An 18,812-nucleotide genomic window follows, 5' to 3' on the forward strand; every position below is an offset into this window, starting at 1 on the left:
TCGAGATCATGTTCGGCAGGCTGAAAGACTGGCGACGGGTCGCAACCCGATATGACCGCTGCCCCAAAGTCTTCCTTTCGGCAATCGCCCTCGCCGCAACTGTCATTTATTGGGTATGAGTCCTGAACCTAGTCTCCGTAAACATTTCTATGGCCTGCCCTGACGCCGATTGTACGGGGCCACATAATTGAACTGATAAGCCTACGCCAGTCATTGCGATCATACGCAGGAAAGTGGGGAATGCGTTAGTCCATCGGTTGCCGACTGTAAAAGCTGGGTGGCATTAGCCACAGCGCTACGTGAGAGTCGAGCGAACGGTTAAGCTGAAGATCAGACATTCACGACTGGCGCGGTGAAAGAGAAAGGAGAGCCCAAATGTCTGATGCTGCGAAGGCTATAGACGACCGCTAAGGGGCCACATCTGGAAGTGGTGGTTGAACTTACAGCCCCGAAGAATTGCCGTGAGGCCCAGTTGAAGCCGTTCCTATCAACCGCAGACACGGCGCAGAGGCCATATGAAATTAGCGTTTTACCCAATGCCTCCGGTCAAATCCTGCGCCAGCATCAGCGCATTGCCGTCGGGATCGTAAAAAGTCGCGGTCTTTACCATTCCCTCGACGATATCCGTCTCGCCATCAAATTCGACTTTGGCCTGTTCCAATTTCTGCCGCGCTGAATCCAGATCAGCTATCCCAAAGACTGGTACGCAGTTGCCGGGTGCTGGCTTGGTGTGCTCGCCAAGGCCAATGACGACACCGGGCGTGTTGGTCCGAAGCTCGGACCAGCCCGCGTCATCGGCGTGATAGAGCAGCTCAAATCCCAGCATGGCTTCGTACCATTTCGCGCTTGCATGGCGATTCTTGACCGACATGGCGATGGTGATGGTCTGATCGACGGAAACGAGTGACATGGGCTTTCCTTACGATTAAAAGCATAGTAGCTATACTTTATGGACATAAGAATGTTTGTCAACATCACTTCAAGAGCTTGGGCGATGCCCATCTTATCTAGCCTGCATTCAGGTACCCCCGGACGGCAAGCGCCCCTCCTGGCTGCGACGGGCGCAGGCAGAACAGCCTTCGCGCAAAGCATGGATCATTTGATCGAACAGGGTTTGCTTGAACGAAACCCCGGTTTCGGCCATCCGCTGCGCCCGGAATTCCGGCTTACGGAACTGGGGAGGACAGTCGCGGCCATCGCTGACAAAATTCACAATGTTTCTACGGAGGACGATTGGCCCTTGCTGCGCCGGTCATGGACTTTGCCGGTTCTGACGTCGCTCCACAAACCAAGCCATTTCATGGACATCAAGCGACGCCTGCCGACGATTACAGATCGGGCGCTGTCTCAGTCACTGAAATCAATGGAAGCAAGGGACTGGGTGTGCCGCAGCGTGGATGGAGGCGCCCGCCCGCCTAGATCCATCTATATTGCCGTGAACACTGGTGACCTTATCAGTCAGGTCATTGCGCCCAAAATCGCATTTTATAGTCGAACCGCCCCTCATTGAGAAATGATGGAAGTCGGATAAATCTGCAAAGCGACCATTGAACCGAACGGAGCCAACGGCAGCGTCGGCCTCGAAGCAGAACTTTGTTCTGGCTACAGTCGAATGATTGCCGTCGTTTGGGGCGTAGCGATTTTCAGGCAGAACGAATGTTCTGCGTTTGCTGGGCGTTTTGAAAGTCGCGCGCGTTTTTCAACACAATCGTCTGATATCGGCATTTGCCATGCCGTTCTTTTCAGTCAGGCGCATCCTCGACAGTATGTTCGTCTGAACATACTCTGCCTGCCTCGTTGGGTTCGCACTGGGCCCAGTGTAGATGGCGGGGATACAAATCGAGCCGTCCTTGCTCAGGCAGATCGATGGCGTCTTTCGGCAAGAACTGCTCGGCGAAATCTCTCGCAGGATTTGGGGCGACAAGTCTGCCATCCTTGAAGCGAAATGAGGTTGGCGTAATGGGCGGCGGCGCTGAGATCGTGCGGAACGACGACAGTTCTGCGCTGGTCTTGGACGGAAATGGCGTGCAGCCTGTCCGTCAGATTGCCGCCCAAAGTCAGATCAGGTCCCTTAGCTTATAATAAGCCACAGTCGCAGCCACATATAGTTCCCGCAGTTCATGAAGCGGAATGGTGCGAACCGGCGTGACCGGCAGCGGCAAGGCGTTGCGGTCTCCGGTGGCCACGTAATCAGCTAGCCATTCTCCCATGCGGCTTTGCAGGGCCACCCCGCGCCCCTGGCAGCCGACCAATGAAATCAGGCCCTGCTGCGGCTCGTGAAAATGCGGGAGGAAGTCTTGTGTAATTGCGACACGCCCCGCCCACCGAAACTCGATTGGCTGGCCTGCCAACTGCGGAAAGGTTTTGTGCAGCATGCGCACCAGATGGGCAAAGCCTTGATCCGAGACAGGATTCTTGAAGCTTCCACGCCCCCCCATCAGCATACGATTTTCGCGGTCACGCCGAAAATAGGCCAGCAGCCGACGCGTGTCCGAGGCCACGATACCGCCAGGCATCACCTCTTCGGCCTGCCCTGGCTCCAACGGCGCAGTTGCAACCTGGAAACTGTTGGCGGCGATATAGCTGCGCGCAATTCTTGGGATCAGCCCCCCCGTATAGGCGTTACCGCAGAGCACGACCTTGCGCGAACGCAGGACGTGACCGCCTTCGGTCACGGTGCGCCAGCCCGCGCCGTCCGGCTCGACACGTGTGACCTTGGTTCCGGTCGAAATCGCGCCACCTTGTGACAGCATGGCTGCGGCCAATCCACGGACGTAGGACAGCGGCTGCACACTGCCTGCGCGGCGGTCAATCCAGCCGCCGTGATAGCCCTGAGCACCAAGGTGCTCGACCACTTCCTGGCGGGTCAGGGGTGCCACATCGGCACCTTCTTCGGCCCATTGGCGGCAACGCTCATAGGCCTCGCATAGCCCGGCCTTGGTATGGGCAGGTTGTATCCAGCCGACACGCGTGTCGTCGCAGTCAATCTTGTAGCGGTCGATCAGTTCGAACACCTTAGCTGCTGTGTTGCCAAAATCGGCCACGGCACGGGCACCGGCCTCGGGGCCGAACATCTTGCGCAGTTTTTGAGGATCGTACTTAATCCCCGGGATCACCTGACCGCCATTTCGCCCAGAGGCGCCCTGACCGATCTCTCCCGCCTCCAGAACGTGGACGCTTTCGCCGAGCTCTGCCAAGTGCAGTGCAGTGGAGAGACCAGCAAAGCCACCGCCAACAACGACCGTGCCGACCTCGTCGTTTCTATCCAGTGCCGAGGTCCGGGGTGCGGCTGTTGCAGTATGAGCCCAAAGGCTCGTTGACATTGGTGTCATGTCCATCGGTGTCATCGCTCCAGAACACGGCGCAGGAAATCCTGGGTCCGTTCATGTTGGGGATTGGTCAATACCTGTTCGGCTGACCCATTTTCCACGATGCGCCCCTGATCCATAAATAGAACCCGGTCGCTGACTTCACGGGCGAATCCCATCTCATGCGTCACCACAAGCATGGTCATCCCCTCGTCCGCGAGGCCCCGCATCGCCTCAAGCACCTCACCGACCAGTTCGGGATCCAGTGCGGAAGTTGGCTCATCAAACAGGATAGCCCGTGGCTGCATGGCAAGGGCACGCGCAATGGCAACCCGCTGCTGCTGTCCCCCGGAAAGGGAATCGGGATAGGTATGTGCCTTGGCATCCAGCCCCATTCGCGCAAGCAATTCATGCCCCATCTCGATGGCTTCGCTGCGGGCCATGCCCTTCACGTGGATTGGTCCTTCGGTCACATTTTCCAGCGCCGTGCGGTGCGGGAAAAGGTTGAACCGTTGAAACACCATTGTGACTGAGGTCCGCAGGCTCCGGATGTCTTTCGAGCGTGCATCCACCAGATTGCCATCAATGGTTAGACGCCCTTCCTCGTAGGTTTCCAGACCGTTCACGCAGCGCAAAAGCGTGGACTTTCCCGAGCCGGAGGCCCCAATCAGGCAGACCACCTCACCCTGTTGCACTTCGCAATCGATACCCTTGAGAACCTCAAGTTCACCAAAACGTTTATGAATATTTTCAAGCCGGATCATTTCTTGCCGAACCTCCGTTCGAGATAGCCCGAAAGAACGAGCAACGGGACGCTCAGAACCAGATACATCACGGCGACGAGCGTATAGACGGTCATGTTGTCAAATGTTGAGGCGGCCAGAAGCTTGCCCTTCATAGTCAGTTCGGCGACCGTGATGACCGAGGCCTGAGAGGTGTCTTTCAGCAGCATAATCATGGTGTTGCCGTAGGGGGGCAGCACCGTGCGCACGGCCTGCGGCAGGATCACCCGCCGCATCATCAGTGGCCAGCCCATGCCGATGGAATGCGCCGCCTCGATCTGTCCCTTGTCGATCGCTTCCAGTCCGGCGCGGAAGTTTTCTGCCATGTAGCAGGAGTAAGCGAGCCCCAAACCGAAAGCGCCAGCTTGAAAAGCGGACAGATCGATACCGAATTCCGGGAGAACGAAGTATATGTAGAAGAGTTGAACCAGGATCGGAATCCCGCGCACCGTGTTCACCACTGTCTTGGAAATGAAGACAAGCGGCCCAATTCCAGAGTAGCGCATCAATGCCCAGACCAGTCCCAAGAGGGTTGCGATAACAAGTGCTGTGATGGTGAGGGACACCGTGATGCCAACCCCATTCAACAGGATTGGCAGGTAGTCACCTGATTTTTCGATGAAATCATTCATATGGAAACGTTCTCCCGAAGACCTGAGCTTACTGCAGGCCCCATTTCACTGCGATCCCGCCAACGGTTCCGTTGTCTTTCAGCACCTGCAGAGCAGCGTTGACGCGCTCCAGAAGCTCGGTGTCGTCCTTGCGGACCCCAATCGCGATCGAGCCTTCGAACTGGCTTTCATAGCCTTCCACGAACTTGATGTTCTGGTAGGTGCCCTGGGACATCTGATAGGACACGATCGGCTTGTCGCCGACGCCAACGTCAATGCGGCCACGGTTCACTTCCGACAGGATGTCGGCGAGAGAGTCATAGGCGCGGACCTCTCCGATACCGTCGATTTTCTGCAGGTTTTCAAGGTAGACCGTGCCTTGCTGAACCCCGATGACCTTTCCTTCAAGACCACTGAAACCACCGCCGATTGTTCCGGTGAAGTCCTTGTTCACGATAAGCCCCTCACCATAGGGCATTACCGGGTCGGAAAAGCTGATGACCGCTTCACGGGCGGGGGTAATCAGCATCGCAGCGGAAATCAGGTCGATGCGATCGGAATTCAACGACGGGATCAGCGACGAGAAATCGACGGCATTCACATCCGCTTCAAAACCTGCTTCCTCACCGACCGCATGGATCAGGTCGACCATCATGCCCTCGATCTGGCCGCTTTTGGCATCGAGGAAGGTAAACGGCACACCCGTCGCGGTGGAGCCGACTTTATAGGATTCTGCGGATGGGGCAGTCGCGATAAAGATGGCAGCGGTCGTAAAGCTGACAAGTTTTTGGAATTTATTCATTGTAGTCTCCTGTTGGTTGTTTTTTTGAATTTGGATATCAGACCGCCAGCGATGAAATCGCCCGCGCGGTATGGATCAGCGAGGGCGCCCAACGGTCCTCAAGGGTTTGCAGCGACCAACGGCTTGTTGGGCCAGAGATGTTGATGCAGCCAACCGGATGACCATCGACACCGGTGACCGCCGCCGCGATGTTCAGATCGCCAAGGTAGAATTCCTCAGAGGAGGAGGAGAACCCGCGTTCCCGGGTCTCGGCAAGGCGGTCAAGGATCTCCCCCGGGTCTGTCAAGGTGCGGGAAGTAAAGGCACGCCCAGCGGTGCGATGCACGATCTCTTCTGCTTCGGCGGGGTCTATTCGGGCAAGAAAGGCGCGCCCGGTTGCCGAAGCTGCCATCGGAATACGCGTACCAATTGGCATATGAATGAAGGACGATTCATGGCTGGTGAACCGGGCTAGGAAAACCATGTCATCACCAACCCGGCGGGACAGGTTCACGCTTTCCTTGCTGGAGTGGTTCAGGGCGGCCAAATGGGGATTGGCCCTTTCGATCAGCGGGTCTGATGTCAGGTAGATCGAGCCAATTTCAAGCGCGCCGGGCGCCAGCCTCAAGCGCTTGCCCTCATCCTTCACCAGATATCCCAACACTTCGAAGGTATGAACATAGCGTTGTGCCGCCCCCATGGTGAGGCCGGAAATGCGGCTGATCTCGGTCAGGCTAAGGCTTTCATGCCCGCGAAACGCGCGCAGCACGTTCAAACCACGATCGATCGCATCCACGAACATCCTGTCTTGCACATCGGGTTTCGTCATCGGCACTCCAATATCGCTGTGCGATAAAACAAATCTCATAGCGATATCGTGCATCTAAAGCGGGCCTTGTGTCAAGCTCGACTGTGGCCACGCAGTCGCGAAAGACTTCCCGAAAGTGGACCTTCAAATCTGCTCGGTTGACCAGGGCGGTGCTGCACCTCGCTAAAAGGTCAACGAAGCGCAGGAAATGAAATTTGCAGAAGCCCGCAAAGCACATCTGGCTGTCGCCCCAAGCTTGCCCAATCGCACGCATGTGCCGTGCCAGCTGGCGACCCGTATTAGGGAGTGTTCAGGAACGTCTTGTTGATGATCCCCATGAATGCCAGAGGCTCAGCGCTCTCGCCTTTGGGCACGAACAAAGGTTCGAGCGCGCGAGCGACAGCATCTGGCACTGACACCGAACGCTGATCCCGGTGGGATCTTCTTCAATGCACATTTGCCCGCAATCCTTGCTTAGCGATCCCAGGCGCGTTTAAAAAAATCGCGTTCGACCACAAGCTGGCTGATCTTCGAATGAAGCTAGTCTATCTCGACCGCGCTGGCTTTGCCCCCATCGTCGCCGCCCTTGGAAAGGGGGCGCAATGTTCTTGATCGCCGCCCGTTTCCCGCCGCTGATCTTGTTCGGATAGACACTGCACTGCTTCGACAGCTCCATGCAAAGGAGCCGTCAGAACCCGCTGATGCGGGGGAGCCATGTCGACAGGAACGGCAGGAAGGTGATGAGCAGCAGCGCGGCCGCCAGGGCCAGGAAGAATGGCGGCATCTCCCTTACCAAGGTTGAGGGTTTGAGCCCAACGGTAGAGGACACCACGAAAATCAGGCTACCAACCGGTGGCGTGGCCAGCCCAAGTGTCAGGTTCACAATCACGATAATCGCGAAATGGTTCGGGTCGATCCCCAGCGCAAAGCTGATTGGCGCGAGAATCGGCACCAGGATCATCACCCCCGGCAGCGGATCCATGAACAGGCCAAAAACCAGCAACAGCAGGTTGACCGCCAACAGGAAGACGATAGGAGAGAGATCCCAAGAGATAATTGTTTCTGCAAGGAACTGCGGCACGCTCTCGATGATCAGCACCCAAGCAAAGGCTCTGGCGGCGCCCAGGATCAGCAGCACCGCACCAGACGTCAGCGCCGCTCGCAGTACGATGCCCGGCAGGTCGCGCAGATGCAGTGAACGGTAGACAAACATGCCGACCAGCAATGCGTAGAACACGGCGATGACAGAGGCTTCCGTTGGGGTGAAAATACCAAAGCGGATACCGCCCACAACCAGCAGGATCAGCAACAACGCCGGCACGGCAAAGAAAGCAATCCGGCCTATTTCGGCTAACGAGGGCATCGGCTGCCCGGAAGCATAGTTCCGCGCTTTGCTTACGCGGGCATTGGCAAACAGGATAAGCATAGTGATCAACAGACCCGGCAACACACCGGCCATGAACAGCGACCCGACCGAGACTTCTTTGTCCTGCATGGCATAGATGATCATGGTGATTGAGGGTGGGATGATCGGCCCAACAACCGAACTGGCAATTGTCAGCGCCCCGGCATAAGGCCGATCATAACCGCCCTTTTCCATCATGCGGACCATCATCGTACCGGGGCCGGCGGCATCGGCGAGCGCACTCCCTGAAATACCCGCGAACATCGCCGAGCTGACCACGTTGGCATGGCCCAGACCACCGCGCAAATGGCCGACAAACGCCTGCGCCAGACGCAAGATCGCAAGGGTCACCGCACCGCCCGTCATGATCTCGGAGGCAAGGATGAAGAAGGGCACTGCCAGCAACGGGAAACTGTCCAGGCCGGCAAACATTTCTTTCACCACCACCAGATGCGGGTAATTGGAGGCAAAGGTGATGGCAAGAAACACAGAAATCGCCATCGCAAAGGCGACCGGCAGCCCAAGCGCCAGCAGCAGGAACAGAGCAGGGAACAGAATTTCAGCCATTCGCGCCACCTGGCAAAGCGGCCGTATCATCAGAATCGGGGTCCAACGACCGGTATCTTCCTGCCTCGATAAACGAGCGGGCAATCAGCAAAAGATGCACGATCAACAATGAAAAGCCGACAGGCATTGCCGCATATATATACAAGAAGGGCAGGCGCAGCGCGGGCGTAACCTGGTATTGCATCCGTTGCGCGTATTGCCAACCGACATGCACCATAAAGGCAAAGAACGCCAACAGCATCGCGACGATCACCGCCCGCAGCAGACGTTGCCCGGTCTGCGGCAGGCTATCCTGAAGATTGGTGATTGCAACGTGGCCACCGAAACGCAGGATCAGCCCCGCGCCAATAAATGTCAGCCAGATCATCAGATAGCGTGCCGCCTCGTCAGCCCAGGGCAGTGAATGCGAGGTCACGTATCGCAGTGTAATATTGCTGCCCACGATGATTGCCATGGCCGACAGCATCAGGATCAGCGCCCAACCGTTAAGCGCCACAAAGATGTTTTCCAGCTTTTTCACGATGTCCCCGCCACCGAAAAGGTGTCGACGCCGCTTCGGCGTCGACACGCACGTATCATTTGAATGCGACGATCGCGTTCACCAGATCCTTGCCGTAGGTCTCGTAGTACCCTTCATAGGCGGTGCTGATGGACTCCTGAAAAGCCGCTTTCTCATCCGTCGACAGGGCGTTGATTTCCATGCCGCGTTCTTTCAACGTTTCGACGCCGCTGGTCTCAACATTGTCGACATAGCTACGCATTGCCTCGGAGGCCGCGGTAGCGGCCTTTTCAAAGGCAGCCTTCTGCGTATCGTCCAGCCCTTCCCAGAAAGGCTTGGACACCAACAGCATTGCCGGGGAATAGACGTGTCCAGACAAGGTCAGATATTTCTGCACTTCATCCAGTTTCACCGAAACGATCACCGACAGGGGGTTTTCCTGACCATCAATGACGCCCTGCTGAAGCGAAGAAATCACTTCCGGCCAAGCCATTGGCGTGGGCGCTGCACCCATCGCGTTGAACGCGGCGAGATGCACCGGGTTCTCCATCGTGCGCAGCTTTAGCCCCTCGGCATCCGCCGGAGTGTGGATTGGGTTGCGGTTGTTGGTGATATGGCGGAAACCCTGTTCGCCCCAGGCCAATCCATGCAGACCAACGGTATCGAACTTGGCGAGGATTTCCTGGCCAATCGGCCCATCCAGCACCGCGCGGGCATGTTCCAGATCGCGGAACAAGAAGGGAATGTCGAAAACGCCCGTGTCTGGAACAAAATTCGCCAAGGTGCCGGAAGAAACGATGGTTGCCTCAATCGTTCCGAGCTGCAGCCCCTCAATAACTTCTCGTTCACCGCCCAGACCGGAAGAAGGGAAGTGATTGAATTCAAACGCATCACCTGTTTCGGCCTTCAGAACTTCCTCGAATTTCTGGGCCGCGACGCCATAATGGCTGTCAGGCGCAAGCGCATAGCCGATCTTCACTTCTGTCTGAGCAAATGCCGGCAAACCGGCTGCAATGAGCAAGCTGGCAGTGGCCAGCCCGCGATACACGAAAGTCATTGGAATCCTCCCTCTAAAGGTCGTTATTTACTACACAAGGCAATTTTTTCTGGCAACCCCAAGGCTAGAGAGCTGCCGATCCCGTATTCAAGCCATTTCACCCTTGCGAAACAGCTGCACCAGTTCGGGGACATAGGCTTCGCCCTGGCCTGCTTCTACCGGCGCTTTCAAGGCCTCTGAAATTCCATCGGCAACCGTCTTCCGCGCCCCCGATGCGTCGCACATACCACGATAATAATCTATGTCTTTCAATGCGTTCGACACAAAGAAAGGCAACCCCTCGCGATCCTGTTCGACGATGTAGGGGGCCAACCGCTCCAGCGCGACACTCGCGCCGCCACCTTGGGCCAGAACATTGACAAAAACCTGCGGGTCAATGTCTGCATCCGCAGCCTGTGCCGCGGCCTCGGCCAGCAGCGTCATGAAACCCACAGAAACATAGTTGTGCAACAATTTGAGCCGATGACCATGGCTCAGCGGGCCAACGTGATCGACCTTTTCGGTAAAGGAAGCTAGCACCGGGCTCACCTTTTCCAGCGCCGTTGCCGCGCCACCGACCAGCAGGTTCAGCGTACCCTCATGGGCGTGTTTCGCGGTGCGCGTCATAGGGGCATCGATGTAATCACCCCCTGCCTTAACAATGATCTCGGCCATGCGCAGGGTCGTCTCCGGCAGTGCCGTCGAGCAGTCGACAACAACCGCACCGGGTTTCAGCGCAGAGGCAACACCTTCTGAGCCGGTCACGATGGCCTCGATCTGCGGTGATCCGGTGACACAAAGGATCACGACATCCGATTTCGCCGCGACCTCGGCCGGACTGGCGCAGGCACTGGCGCCAAGGCCAAGGATTTCCTCCGTTGGCTGGTTGCCAGGGTGGTCAAGAAAACTCAGGCTATAGCCGCCCTTCAAAAGGACATTGCGGGCGATACCATGCCCCATGAGGCCAACGCCGATGATGCCAACATGCATTTTGATGCTCTTTCTGTCTTAAAGTGAGAGGCGCTCGGAACCGGACTTCAGTCCGCGTTGATCCAGATCGCCTTGGTGTCGAGGTATTCTTCCATGTGTTCGGATCCACCTTCCCGGCCATAGCCCGACATTTTGACCCCACCAAAGGGTACAGCGGGGTCAATGGCATGGTACATGTTCACCCACACAGAGCCTGCCTTCAGACGGTGGGCAAGCTTGTGTGCCGTGCCCAGATGCGTAGAGAACACACCCGCCGCCAGGCCATATGGTGTCGCATTGGCGCGTTCGACCACCTCATCCAGGCTGTCAAAAGGCAGGGCCGAAATCACCGGCCCGAAGATCTCCTCGCGGGCAACGCTCATGTTGTCGGTTACGTTTGCCAGAACGGTGGGTTGGAAGAAGTGCCCCCCCTCCAGCTCCGGCCCGTCTGCGCGGGCTCCGCCGGTCAGGACCATGGCCCCCTCGCGCGGGCCTGCCGCCAGATAGTCGGCGATGCGTTCTGCTTGGCGGGAGGAAATGATCGGGCCGATGTCGGTGTCTTCCTTGATGCCATGACCAATCCGCAAAGACGCGGCATAATCGGCAACCCGGCGCACAAACTCGTCGTGGATCTCACGGGCCACAAACAGCCGCGAGCCTGCAATACAGATCTGCCCCGAATTGGCAAAAACGGCCATCGCAGCCACTGGCACGGCCTTTTCGATATCAGCATCCCGGCAAACGATCACCGGCGACTTGCCGCCAAGCTCCAGCGACACCCGCTTGAGGTTGCCAGTGGCAGCCCGGGCAATCGCCTGGCCAGTCGCTGTCGACCCCGTAAAGACGATCTTGTCCACGCCGGGGTGTTCCGCGAGCGCCGCACCAGCCTCGCTGCCCGTGCCGGTCACGATGTTCAGAACGCCGTCCGGCAGACCCGCTTCCTGCATGATGCGGGCAATCATCAAAACAGTCAGCGAGGCTTCCTCGGAAGGTTTCAGCACGATTGTGCAGCCCGTCGCAATGGCAGGCGCAATCTTCCACACGGAACCCGCAATCGGCGCGTTCCAGGGAATGATGGCACCGACGACGCCGATCGGTTCGCGTACCGTCTGTGAATAGATCTCACCCGGGAAGGAATTGGGAATCGTGGCCCCATGGATCGCCACTGCCTGACCGGCATAGAAACGCAGCATGCCAAGCACGCGACGGCTGTTGGCAAGGGTGCGTTGAATGGGCATCCCCATGTCGAGCGTATCAGACAGGCACAGGGTCTCCCATTCCGCCTCGAAACGCTCAGCTATGCGCAGCAACAAGGCCTGACGCTCAAATGGTGTCCATTTCGACCAAGGCCCGTCAAATGCCTTGCGTGCAGCCGCCACTGCCGCGTCTATGTCAGCGCGACCGCCACGCCCGACGGTTGCAAGCAGACTACCATCGGCCGGGTTGCGTGCCTCGATCACCTCGCCCGAACGCGCTTCGCACCAGCGCCCATCGATGAACATCCGGCGAAATTCGCCTTTGTAGAGACCAGCTGCGGCTGAATTCCAGTCCTTCATTGCGTGTAAACCTGTCTGATACTGTTGTGCGTTGGACCGCGAAAGACCGCGCTCGGCGTTGGAACGGACGCCGCGACACTCTACTCTGATAGGTTGCGGGATTACAAGTTGGTGTACATGCTAAATACTATACCGCCAGTCTTGGTCCCAGGGGGGGGCTGGCTGACGTGCTCCTTGAGAGCGATCTTGCCGAGCTTTTTCGTTTTGCGGCAGCATCGTAGGCTCGAACTGGACGTTTCACGGTGTGATGCCGCTCCTTTGATAGCATTTATTTCACCAAAGGAGACTGACTATGGGACTGAAACGAAAGGACGAATTCCGCCAAGATGCAGTGCGGATTGCACTGACCAGTGGGCTGACGCGTAAGCAGGTGGCTGATGATCTGGGTGTTGGCATGTCGGCGCTCAACAAATGGGTCACAACACATCGAGACACTGACGTAGTTTCGAAAGAAGATTCAGACCTTGCCTGAGAGAATGAGCGGCTTCGGCGTGAGGTCCGGCTTCTCAAGGAGAAGAGGGAGATCTTAAACTGAAGAGGATCAGGAAAGGCCCCGGTGGGGCGTTTCTCCGATGAAGAACACAGAGGCCATTTCCCTGCCAATCGGTTGTGTGACGTTGTCGGCGTCAGCACACGTGGATTGCGTGCTTTCCGCAGTCGTCCTCCCGCCAGTCGCAGACAGCAGTCTGACCTGGTGACACTGGCGCATAAACGAGCACTTGGGGCGGCACTAAAGCGTGACTGGTCCACCGTGCAGCGCCCGACTTGCCGAAAGCAAACGCGCATTCCCTATTCCCAAGAGTGGTATGAAATGCTCTACTCGCGCTATACGAGTGACCGCCCCCGCGGCGAAGGAGAGCGGGGCGGATGCAATGCGATTGCACATTGGCCCTTTCTAGCAAGGGCCTTTTTCGGCGCGAGCCACATCAGAGCCATCAAGGGAACAGGCCGACGGCCTGCGCCTGACGCAGGAGGAGATGTCTTGGGGGAATATGCCGTCAGCGGACCTGAGCTGAAAAAGATGATCAAACTGGCGCGCAAACAGCCAATGCCCTTCGCATTTAACCCCGGCAAGTCGGAAGAAGAGCACTATCTGGGCATGCACCGAAAACGCTCCGTTCAGGTCCTCGTGCAGGAGGCGAAGTCCGTGGGGCCGGGTCCAAAGGTCGCCTTTGGTATGGCCGAAGTTGACCGCAAGTTGCTGAGGCTGACCTGCGAACGGGTCCTGCCCATGCTGGCCAAACGCGTCAAAAAATACCTGAAATACAACAAGGTTGCTCTCAATGTCGAAATCATGGATGCCGACGGCAATATTCTTGAAAGCGACATAGAGGAAGGATTGCCTGACGATCCATCGCTCTTTGAAGACGAGGATGCTCCTTCGGCAGAGGCCACGAAGACCTCTGAACAGACGCAGGATGCCAAGGCCCTCGCTCGCAAACTGGTCGAAATGCGCAATCAAGGCGCTGCTCTGCCAACCCCGCAACGGGACAAGGTGGGGCGCGCCTTGTCACAACTGGCAGATTGGCTGAAAGCTGGCGAACTGGGCAAAGTCAATGCTGGATTGGGCAGCGTGAGCAAGCTGTTGGCCTCCCTGCCAAGCACGCCCTCTCAAGAGCAAGGCCATGAGCGAGAGCAAACCCCACGACAAGAACAAGCATCAGACGTTGGCATCGACACCGACAGGTTGCGTGAGACAATCAAAGGTCTGCTCAGCACTCTACCGGGCGACATTCAAACGCTCGCAAAGGCCAACCCTGACACTGCTGCAAAGCTGGCCGCTGCCATGGGCCATGCTAAGACGCTTATTCAGAAGGGCGATCTGCCCAAGGCGCTGGACCTGTTGATGCGCTGTGCTGATGGGCTGGCCACTGCCCAGAAAGCCGCCCGAACTGCTGAGGCCCAAGAGGTCGTGCCCGAAGGGCTGGTGGCTCAGCGGGTCCACGATATCGAACTGCTGCACAGCCAGTGGCAGGTCTCGCGGATGCGCTCGGTGGATGGCTTGGGCGCGTTGGTTGACCGGCTGGCCCGCGAAGAGGACCCTGACCTGCTGGACATTGCCGTGAAAGTCGGCGTGCTGGCACGAGACGTGCCCGAAGGACTGGAGCGGGCGCTCTTGGAGTTGGCAAGGTTTGTGGCCGCTGGAGACAGTTCCAAATCCGACGCCGCCAAAGCAAAAATCTCGGGCGAGGTGGCAGCGGCGGCGAAATACCTAAAAGCCCATCTGGCCGATTTGAAAAAATGCGAAGACAATCCTTTCGGAATTAAAGTCGACATCATCACCGGACTCAGCAAGGCTTTGAAATCCATTCAGGCCTCAGTCGCCAAAATGTAGTGATCAAGCGAAACACCGTGTTGCATTGCGCCGCGCGGCGCAGACAGCGCCTTGGTGCAAAGGGAAATACCCAATGGGAAAGCTGGAAGAACTCAAAGCCTGGAAAAAACGCTGGGGCTATGATGACAGCTATCTGACGACCAAGGGGCGGCGCGGCGCTGGCCTCGCCCCGGATGCACGCTATCGCTCTTTCGATGCAGAAAGCGCTGAGGCGCATATACGTATTGCGGGATTGCTCGATCCGGTGCTGCCACTATGCGCCGACAAGATACGGCGGCAAAGCCAGAACCCGGACTCGGTCAACCTACTGAATTTGAGCAGGGAAATCGCCAAACTTGATCCCGAACCGGAAGGCGCAAAGGATCTGATTTGCCGGATGAAGACCGAGTGCGAGGCCATCAGATACACCGATGAAGCCGCCGATGGCGCCCTGTTGACCGAAGCGCGGAGGATGCTCGCTGGCAAGCCAGATGCGGTGGAGGATATTGATGACTGGCTGATCGCCCGCGAAAGCCGCTTCTACGACCCGGAACGCGCTGCCTTTTTCGTATCAGCCCAAAACCGACTGCGTGACCGCGCCTCCGTGGACCGCACCGCCACGATTGACCAGGTCGAAGAGCGCATCTATTCGACTGACCGCCGCGCAGAACTTGTGGGCCTGACCAACGGCGCAGGAGATGCGGGCCATCATCTGGCTCAAAGCTATGCGCTCCGCACCATTGAAACGCTGGTTGGCCGCGACGACCAGCCCGGCATTCGCAACGTCCATGATGACAGCTCGGCCTATCAGCGCGACAGCCTGTCCGGTAAGCTTGAGCACAAGATGTTCGAGCTTTACCAGAAAAAGCGGCAGGCGGAGATTGGTAGGGTCGGGCAGACCGAAGCCGACCGTCTCTGGCCCGAAGTCAGCGCCACAGATGTGGCCAAAGGCAAGGTGATTTTCGTGAATTCGCCCGACATAGAGGGCAAGCTGGACCGTGTCTATGGCCCGGATTGGAAAGATCCGCAGAATGGCAGCCGCAGCTATAAAACCATGATGCAGCGGGTGCAGAAGATTGACGGCAATCTCCATGTTATGATCATGAACGACCCCACGAGCGGCGACCCGCCCCTGCCGGCCTTCCGCAGCCGCCTGATTGAAGGCTCAGGCGCGACACCATCGGCCTATGAGATTGAGCGCCTTGCCGCGGATGATGCGGATTTCGACATTCTGCGCGATGCCTCGATGCTCGATTCCACCCAGCCGCGGAATTCAGTCACCCTTGCCGCCATTACCACCGGGCCGGGCGGGGTCAGCTTAGCCGAGATGCCGACAGGACACCCGATGAAACAAACGGCCAGCGCCGCCGCGCAGATGGTGGAAGGATTGCAAAAGGCCCTCAGCGCACTGGGCGACAAGGTTGAGGCGTTCGAGCAGAATAAGCTGGTCAAGAGCGCGCTCGACAAGATCGGGCGGCTGATGGAAGTCATGCCTACTTACGTCAACGACACCCCTCGCTTTTCAAGATTGTTCGATCTGCTGGTGGACGAGACCTATCTCGTACTCGCTACGGTCAAACCCTATGATCAAGCCAGCTACCGCGAAGCCACCCATAAGGAAATGAGCCGCCGGATGCCGAGTGTTGGCGACACCGAAATGCCGGATGTCAAGCACAAGACCTTCATGCTGTCCTCGGGAATGGGAGCCATGTCAGCGGCGGTTGAAACCGCTTTTGCGCGCACCGGCAATACATCGTTGCATCTGGTGGATCAGGGGGCCAGCCATGCAGCGAATTACTTTGAGGTCGAGGCAAACCTGACCAATACGGACAACACCGCCGCCATCACGGTCGCTCCGCCCGATACCGATCCGTACAAACCTCCGGTCATCATGGCGACACTGAATCCGTCGACCCCTGTTACGAAAGAAGAGGATGCGGATCGCAGTGGCTGGACGTTGGAGAAGCTGTTCGCCAAGGTTGATCCGGTTCTGGAATTGCACCGCGCCAAGCTGGAAACCGCTACCAAACCGGCAGTGTTAATCGTCGATGCAACGGTGGAACGGGATGGCGACGGCACCGAACAGGAACTTGACAAGCTAGTGGTGCATTTCAAGGATCTGGTGAATGTCGGGCGGCTCGAAATCCTACTGAACAAAAGTTACCAGAAATATCCCAGCCTTGGCGCCGGCAAGGCTATGGGCGGCGGGTTGACGGTGATCAGCAAGACCATCGATGAGGGCGGTGCGCCCTGGGATGTTGCGACAGCGGCGGAAGCCTCGGAAATCATCATGGACAATGAAGAGGCACAGATCGTCACGCATTTTCTGGCCCACGAAGGCGATGTAGAGCGCCAGATGCTGACCCGTGCTGCCGACAATGCTAGTTTTGTGCGTGGATTTCTCGGCGATGTGATCACGCCGAGCAAGAAAACAAATACGGGCTACGACGAGGGGCTGCCCTTCCTCGAACTGCCCAATGCGCGCCTGTCGCGGGGCGCCGGGGTGATGGATGATACTTCGGGTTCTGCCAAGGAGGCAGAAAAGCGCATGAAGGCGCGGGAGCAAACCACTTTGACCTATTTGCTGAACTCGCAAGGTGTTGATCCGCGGATGAGTTTCGGGTTTCAGAATACTTCATCGCTATCGACCAGCCCTGGCATGATGCGGCTGGCGCTCGGACAGGAGAGCCATGAAGAGTTGGTGGAAAAGCTCTATGCCTCGCTCATGCTGGCGCTAGGGCCAGACGGCAGCGCCTTTGAAGAGCCGGACAAGTCGGGCAAGACCGGCACCGGATCAGACAAGAAGGCGCGACTTGATAGTCAGTTCAAGCCGGGCAATGCAACGACCGATACTCTGAAGGCCGCCGCCGCCGAAGCAGCCGCAAAGGCCACCGCGCAGGTGGCGACGGCGCTGGCCAAGGAGGCCGACCAACCCTCGGGCACCGATCCGGCCAGCGAACGGCATCAGGCCTGGCGCAAAAAGATGGTGCGCGCCCTGATTGGCGCGGGCAAGCTGGCCGAGGCGGCTGTGAGCCGCGATCAGGTCAGCAACATTACCTCACCCGCAGATACCGAGTTGAACCGGCTGCTCGGCGAGGTCACAGGCGGTGGGGCCGACTATGATGCTGCTCAGATGGGCGCGCGCATTGGCTTTGTGATGGCCTTGCAGACGCGCAGCTCTGACGCGCTGTCCTCTGATCCTTCGCTTCAGGTGTTTGGGGCAGAAGAGGAAGACGAACGCGCCAAATGGCGCGCGGGAGGCATAGAGCGGTTGCGCGGGCGGGGCCTGGCGCCTCCGGATTACCCGCTCGCCCCCGAAGGCGGGGATAAGGAAGCCTCCCAGCAGCACCTGAAGGCGATGCACAAGCAGGATGCTGAATTGCGCGTGCGCCTGTCACAGCTCGACAATGTCAACACAATGATCGCCGGAACTGAACGCGGATTTGATCTTGTGAATATGGAAGGCGTCGGGATGGAGGCGGCCTATTTGCCAAATATCTTGTCCTCTTGTACCACGCTCACCCAAGTGATGCCCGGTGGCGATGCAGCCTTCGCTGAATTGGCGGATGTGCTGATGGCCAAAGGGTTGGATGGGCTCAGCCACGAAGCGCGGGAACGGGTGCTAGACAAACGCGGCCAGATTGAAATAGCGACCATGGCAACAGGGATCACGGATGACCATATCGACAAGCTGACCGCCGTGGCCAAGGCCTTTCCCTATGGCGAAGGGGCCGGGAACCTGCTGCGCAGCGGTGCGTTGCAGGACGCCATCGCAGGCAAGGACGACCTGCTGGACGCAGATACGGCAGGGAAGATAGCCAAGGCCTTGATGGAATCGCGCCCGGTAGAAGAGACGATTGGTTCGTTGAAGGGGCTGGTGGCCGATTATCGCAAGCTGGGCGCACTGAATGACAGCAACAAGGCGCTGCTGACCTCTCTGGCCGATTTGCTCATGACGCGGGTGGCGGCGATAGAAAACCGGACAGAAGAAGCGCCACTGGTAACGCCAACGCTGTTTCAGGATAGTCCGGGTATGGCAGAAATTGGCCGGGTGCGAATGGATTTAGGGCAGATCGCCTTGCTGAAGCGCACCGCTGAGTTGCAAGCTAGCGACGCGCGTGATCTGGCTAAGTAACCTAGAGTAGCCCCACCAACGGCCCAAGCTCGACATTCAGA

General features: G+C 57.9%; 14 protein-coding genes and 2 pseudogenes. 5 read left to right on the forward strand and 11 right to left on the reverse strand.

Annotation, left to right across the window (positions count from 1 at the left end; all coding sequences use genetic code 11):
- Positions 1–119 (forward strand): annotated as a pseudogene (locus ACN0VH_RS19410) (IS5/IS1182 family transposase); the annotation flags it as partial.
- 410 nt (positions 120–529) lie between these two features.
- Here the strand turns inward: ACN0VH_RS19410 and ACN0VH_RS19415 are convergent.
- Positions 530–910 carry a VOC family protein gene (locus ACN0VH_RS19415; protein ID WP_278924505.1) on the reverse strand — a complete coding sequence of 127 codons (381 nt, stop codon included), beginning with the start codon at positions 908–910 and terminating at the stop codon, positions 530–532.
- A 39-nt stretch (positions 911–949) separates the two neighbouring features.
- Here ACN0VH_RS19415 and ACN0VH_RS19420 point away from each other — a divergent pair, with 39 nt between their 5' ends.
- On the forward strand, positions 950–1,510 hold the full coding sequence (locus tag ACN0VH_RS19420) for a winged helix-turn-helix transcriptional regulator (protein ID WP_417702094.1): 561 nt from the start codon (positions 950–952) through the stop codon (positions 1,508–1,510).
- A 547-nt stretch (positions 1,511–2,057) separates the two neighbouring features.
- On the opposite strand, the gene ACN0VH_RS19425 is transcribed toward ACN0VH_RS19420, so the two are convergent.
- The 10 genes from ACN0VH_RS19425 to ACN0VH_RS19470 form a co-directional block, all read right to left on the reverse strand.
- Positions 2,058–3,323: an NAD(P)/FAD-dependent oxidoreductase gene (locus tag ACN0VH_RS19425; protein ID WP_417702096.1), complete on the reverse strand. Its 1,266-nt coding sequence runs from the start codon at positions 3,321–3,323 to the stop codon at positions 2,058–2,060.
- Between the two features lie 20 nt (positions 3,324–3,343).
- Entirely contained in the window at positions 3,344–4,072 is a 729-nt protein-coding gene (locus ACN0VH_RS19430; RefSeq protein WP_232405712.1) for an amino acid ABC transporter ATP-binding protein, read from the reverse strand.
- Positions 4,069–4,722 (reverse strand): amino acid ABC transporter permease, encoded by a 654-nt coding sequence (locus tag ACN0VH_RS19435; protein ID WP_232405711.1) that lies wholly within the window; start codon positions 4,720–4,722, stop codon positions 4,069–4,071. Before ACN0VH_RS19435 ends, ACN0VH_RS19430 begins: the two co-directional genes overlap by 4 nt.
- A gap of 28 nt (positions 4,723–4,750) precedes the next feature.
- The gene (locus ACN0VH_RS19440; RefSeq protein WP_417702099.1) at positions 4,751–5,503 is read right to left on the reverse strand and encodes an ABC transporter substrate-binding protein; all 753 of its coding nucleotides are present in this window, start codon (positions 5,501–5,503) and stop codon (positions 4,751–4,753) included.
- A gap of 37 nt (positions 5,504–5,540) precedes the next feature.
- Positions 5,541–6,311, reverse strand: a complete 771-nt coding sequence (locus ACN0VH_RS19445; RefSeq protein ID WP_232405709.1) for an IclR family transcriptional regulator — start codon at positions 6,309–6,311, stop codon at positions 5,541–5,543.
- 667 nt (positions 6,312–6,978) lie between these two features.
- Positions 6,979–8,262 carry a TRAP transporter large permease gene (locus ACN0VH_RS19450; RefSeq protein ID WP_278924510.1) on the reverse strand — a complete coding sequence of 428 codons (1,284 nt, stop codon included), beginning with the start codon at positions 8,260–8,262 and terminating at the stop codon, positions 6,979–6,981.
- Positions 8,255–8,782, reverse strand: coding sequence for a TRAP transporter small permease (locus ACN0VH_RS19455; protein WP_278924511.1), 528 nt, complete (start codon positions 8,780–8,782; stop codon positions 8,255–8,257). Before ACN0VH_RS19455 ends, ACN0VH_RS19450 begins: the two co-directional genes overlap by 8 nt.
- A gap of 55 nt (positions 8,783–8,837) precedes the next feature.
- Positions 8,838–9,818: a TRAP transporter substrate-binding protein gene (locus ACN0VH_RS19460; RefSeq protein ID WP_417702102.1), complete on the reverse strand. Its 981-nt coding sequence runs from the start codon at positions 9,816–9,818 to the stop codon at positions 8,838–8,840.
- An 87-nt stretch (positions 9,819–9,905) separates the two neighbouring features.
- Complete coding sequence (locus ACN0VH_RS19465; RefSeq protein ID WP_417702104.1) at positions 9,906–10,787, reverse strand: NAD(P)-dependent oxidoreductase; 882 nt, start codon at positions 10,785–10,787, stop codon at positions 9,906–9,908.
- Positions 10,788–10,834: 47 nt separating this feature from the next.
- Complete coding sequence (locus ACN0VH_RS19470) at positions 10,835–12,322, reverse strand: aldehyde dehydrogenase family protein (RefSeq protein WP_417702106.1); 1,488 nt, start codon at positions 12,320–12,322, stop codon at positions 10,835–10,837.
- A gap of 292 nt (positions 12,323–12,614) precedes the next feature.
- On the opposite strand from ACN0VH_RS19470, the pseudogene ACN0VH_RS19475 reads away from it, so the two are divergent.
- The 3 genes and pseudogenes from ACN0VH_RS19475 to ACN0VH_RS19485 all read left to right on the forward strand — a co-directional run.
- A pseudogene (locus ACN0VH_RS19475) lies at positions 12,615–13,031 on the forward strand (transposase); the annotation flags it as partial.
- 273 nt (positions 13,032–13,304) lie between these two features.
- Positions 13,305–14,657, forward strand: coding sequence for a hypothetical protein (locus tag ACN0VH_RS19480; RefSeq protein ID WP_278924518.1), 1,353 nt, complete (start codon positions 13,305–13,307; stop codon positions 14,655–14,657).
- A 73-nt stretch (positions 14,658–14,730) separates the two neighbouring features.
- The gene (locus ACN0VH_RS19485) at positions 14,731–18,771 is read left to right on the forward strand and encodes a hypothetical protein (protein ID WP_417702108.1); all 4,041 of its coding nucleotides are present in this window, start codon (positions 14,731–14,733) and stop codon (positions 18,769–18,771) included.
- Positions 18,772–18,812 lie beyond the last annotated feature (41 nt).

The sequence above is a fragment of the Pseudophaeobacter sp. genome (genome assembly GCF_048267565.1).
In the GTDB taxonomy this organism is placed as follows: domain Bacteria; phylum Pseudomonadota; class Alphaproteobacteria; order Rhodobacterales; family Rhodobacteraceae; genus Pseudophaeobacter; species Pseudophaeobacter profundi.

What these genes read in the sequence shown, in the direction of transcription:
- ACN0VH_RS19415 (WP_278924505.1), bottom strand. Translation starts at nt 910, where the DNA reads ATGTCACTCGTTTCCGTCGATCAGACCATCACCATCGCCATGTCGGTC.
- ACN0VH_RS19420 (WP_417702094.1), top strand. Translation starts at nt 950, where the DNA reads ATGGACATAAGAATGTTTGTCAACATCACTTCAAGAGCTTGGGCGATG.
- ACN0VH_RS19425 (WP_417702096.1), bottom strand. Translation starts at nt 3,323, where the DNA reads ATGTCAACGAGCCTTTGGGCTCATACTGCAACAGCCGCACCCCGGACC.
- ACN0VH_RS19430 (WP_232405712.1), bottom strand. Translation starts at nt 4,072, where the DNA reads ATGATCCGGCTTGAAAATATTCATAAACGTTTTGGTGAACTTGAGGTT.
- ACN0VH_RS19435 (WP_232405711.1), bottom strand. Translation starts at nt 4,722, where the DNA reads ATGAATGATTTCATCGAAAAATCAGGTGACTACCTGCCAATCCTGTTG.
- ACN0VH_RS19440 (WP_417702099.1), bottom strand. Translation starts at nt 5,503, where the DNA reads ATGAATAAATTCCAAAAACTTGTCAGCTTTACGACCGCTGCCATCTTT.
- ACN0VH_RS19445 (WP_232405709.1), bottom strand. Translation starts at nt 6,311, where the DNA reads ATGACGAAACCCGATGTGCAAGACAGGATGTTCGTGGATGCGATCGAT.
- ACN0VH_RS19450 (WP_278924510.1), bottom strand. Translation starts at nt 8,262, where the DNA reads ATGGCTGAAATTCTGTTCCCTGCTCTGTTCCTGCTGCTGGCGCTTGGG.
- ACN0VH_RS19460 (WP_417702102.1), bottom strand. Translation starts at nt 9,818, where the DNA reads ATGACTTTCGTGTATCGCGGGCTGGCCACTGCCAGCTTGCTCATTGCA.
- ACN0VH_RS19465 (WP_417702104.1), bottom strand. Translation starts at nt 10,787, where the DNA reads ATGCATGTTGGCATCATCGGCGTTGGCCTCATGGGGCATGGTATCGCC.
- ACN0VH_RS19470 (WP_417702106.1), bottom strand. Translation starts at nt 12,322, where the DNA reads ATGAAGGACTGGAATTCAGCCGCAGCTGGTCTCTACAAAGGCGAATTT.
- ACN0VH_RS19485 (WP_417702108.1), top strand. Translation starts at nt 14,731, where the DNA reads ATGGGAAAGCTGGAAGAACTCAAAGCCTGGAAAAAACGCTGGGGCTAT.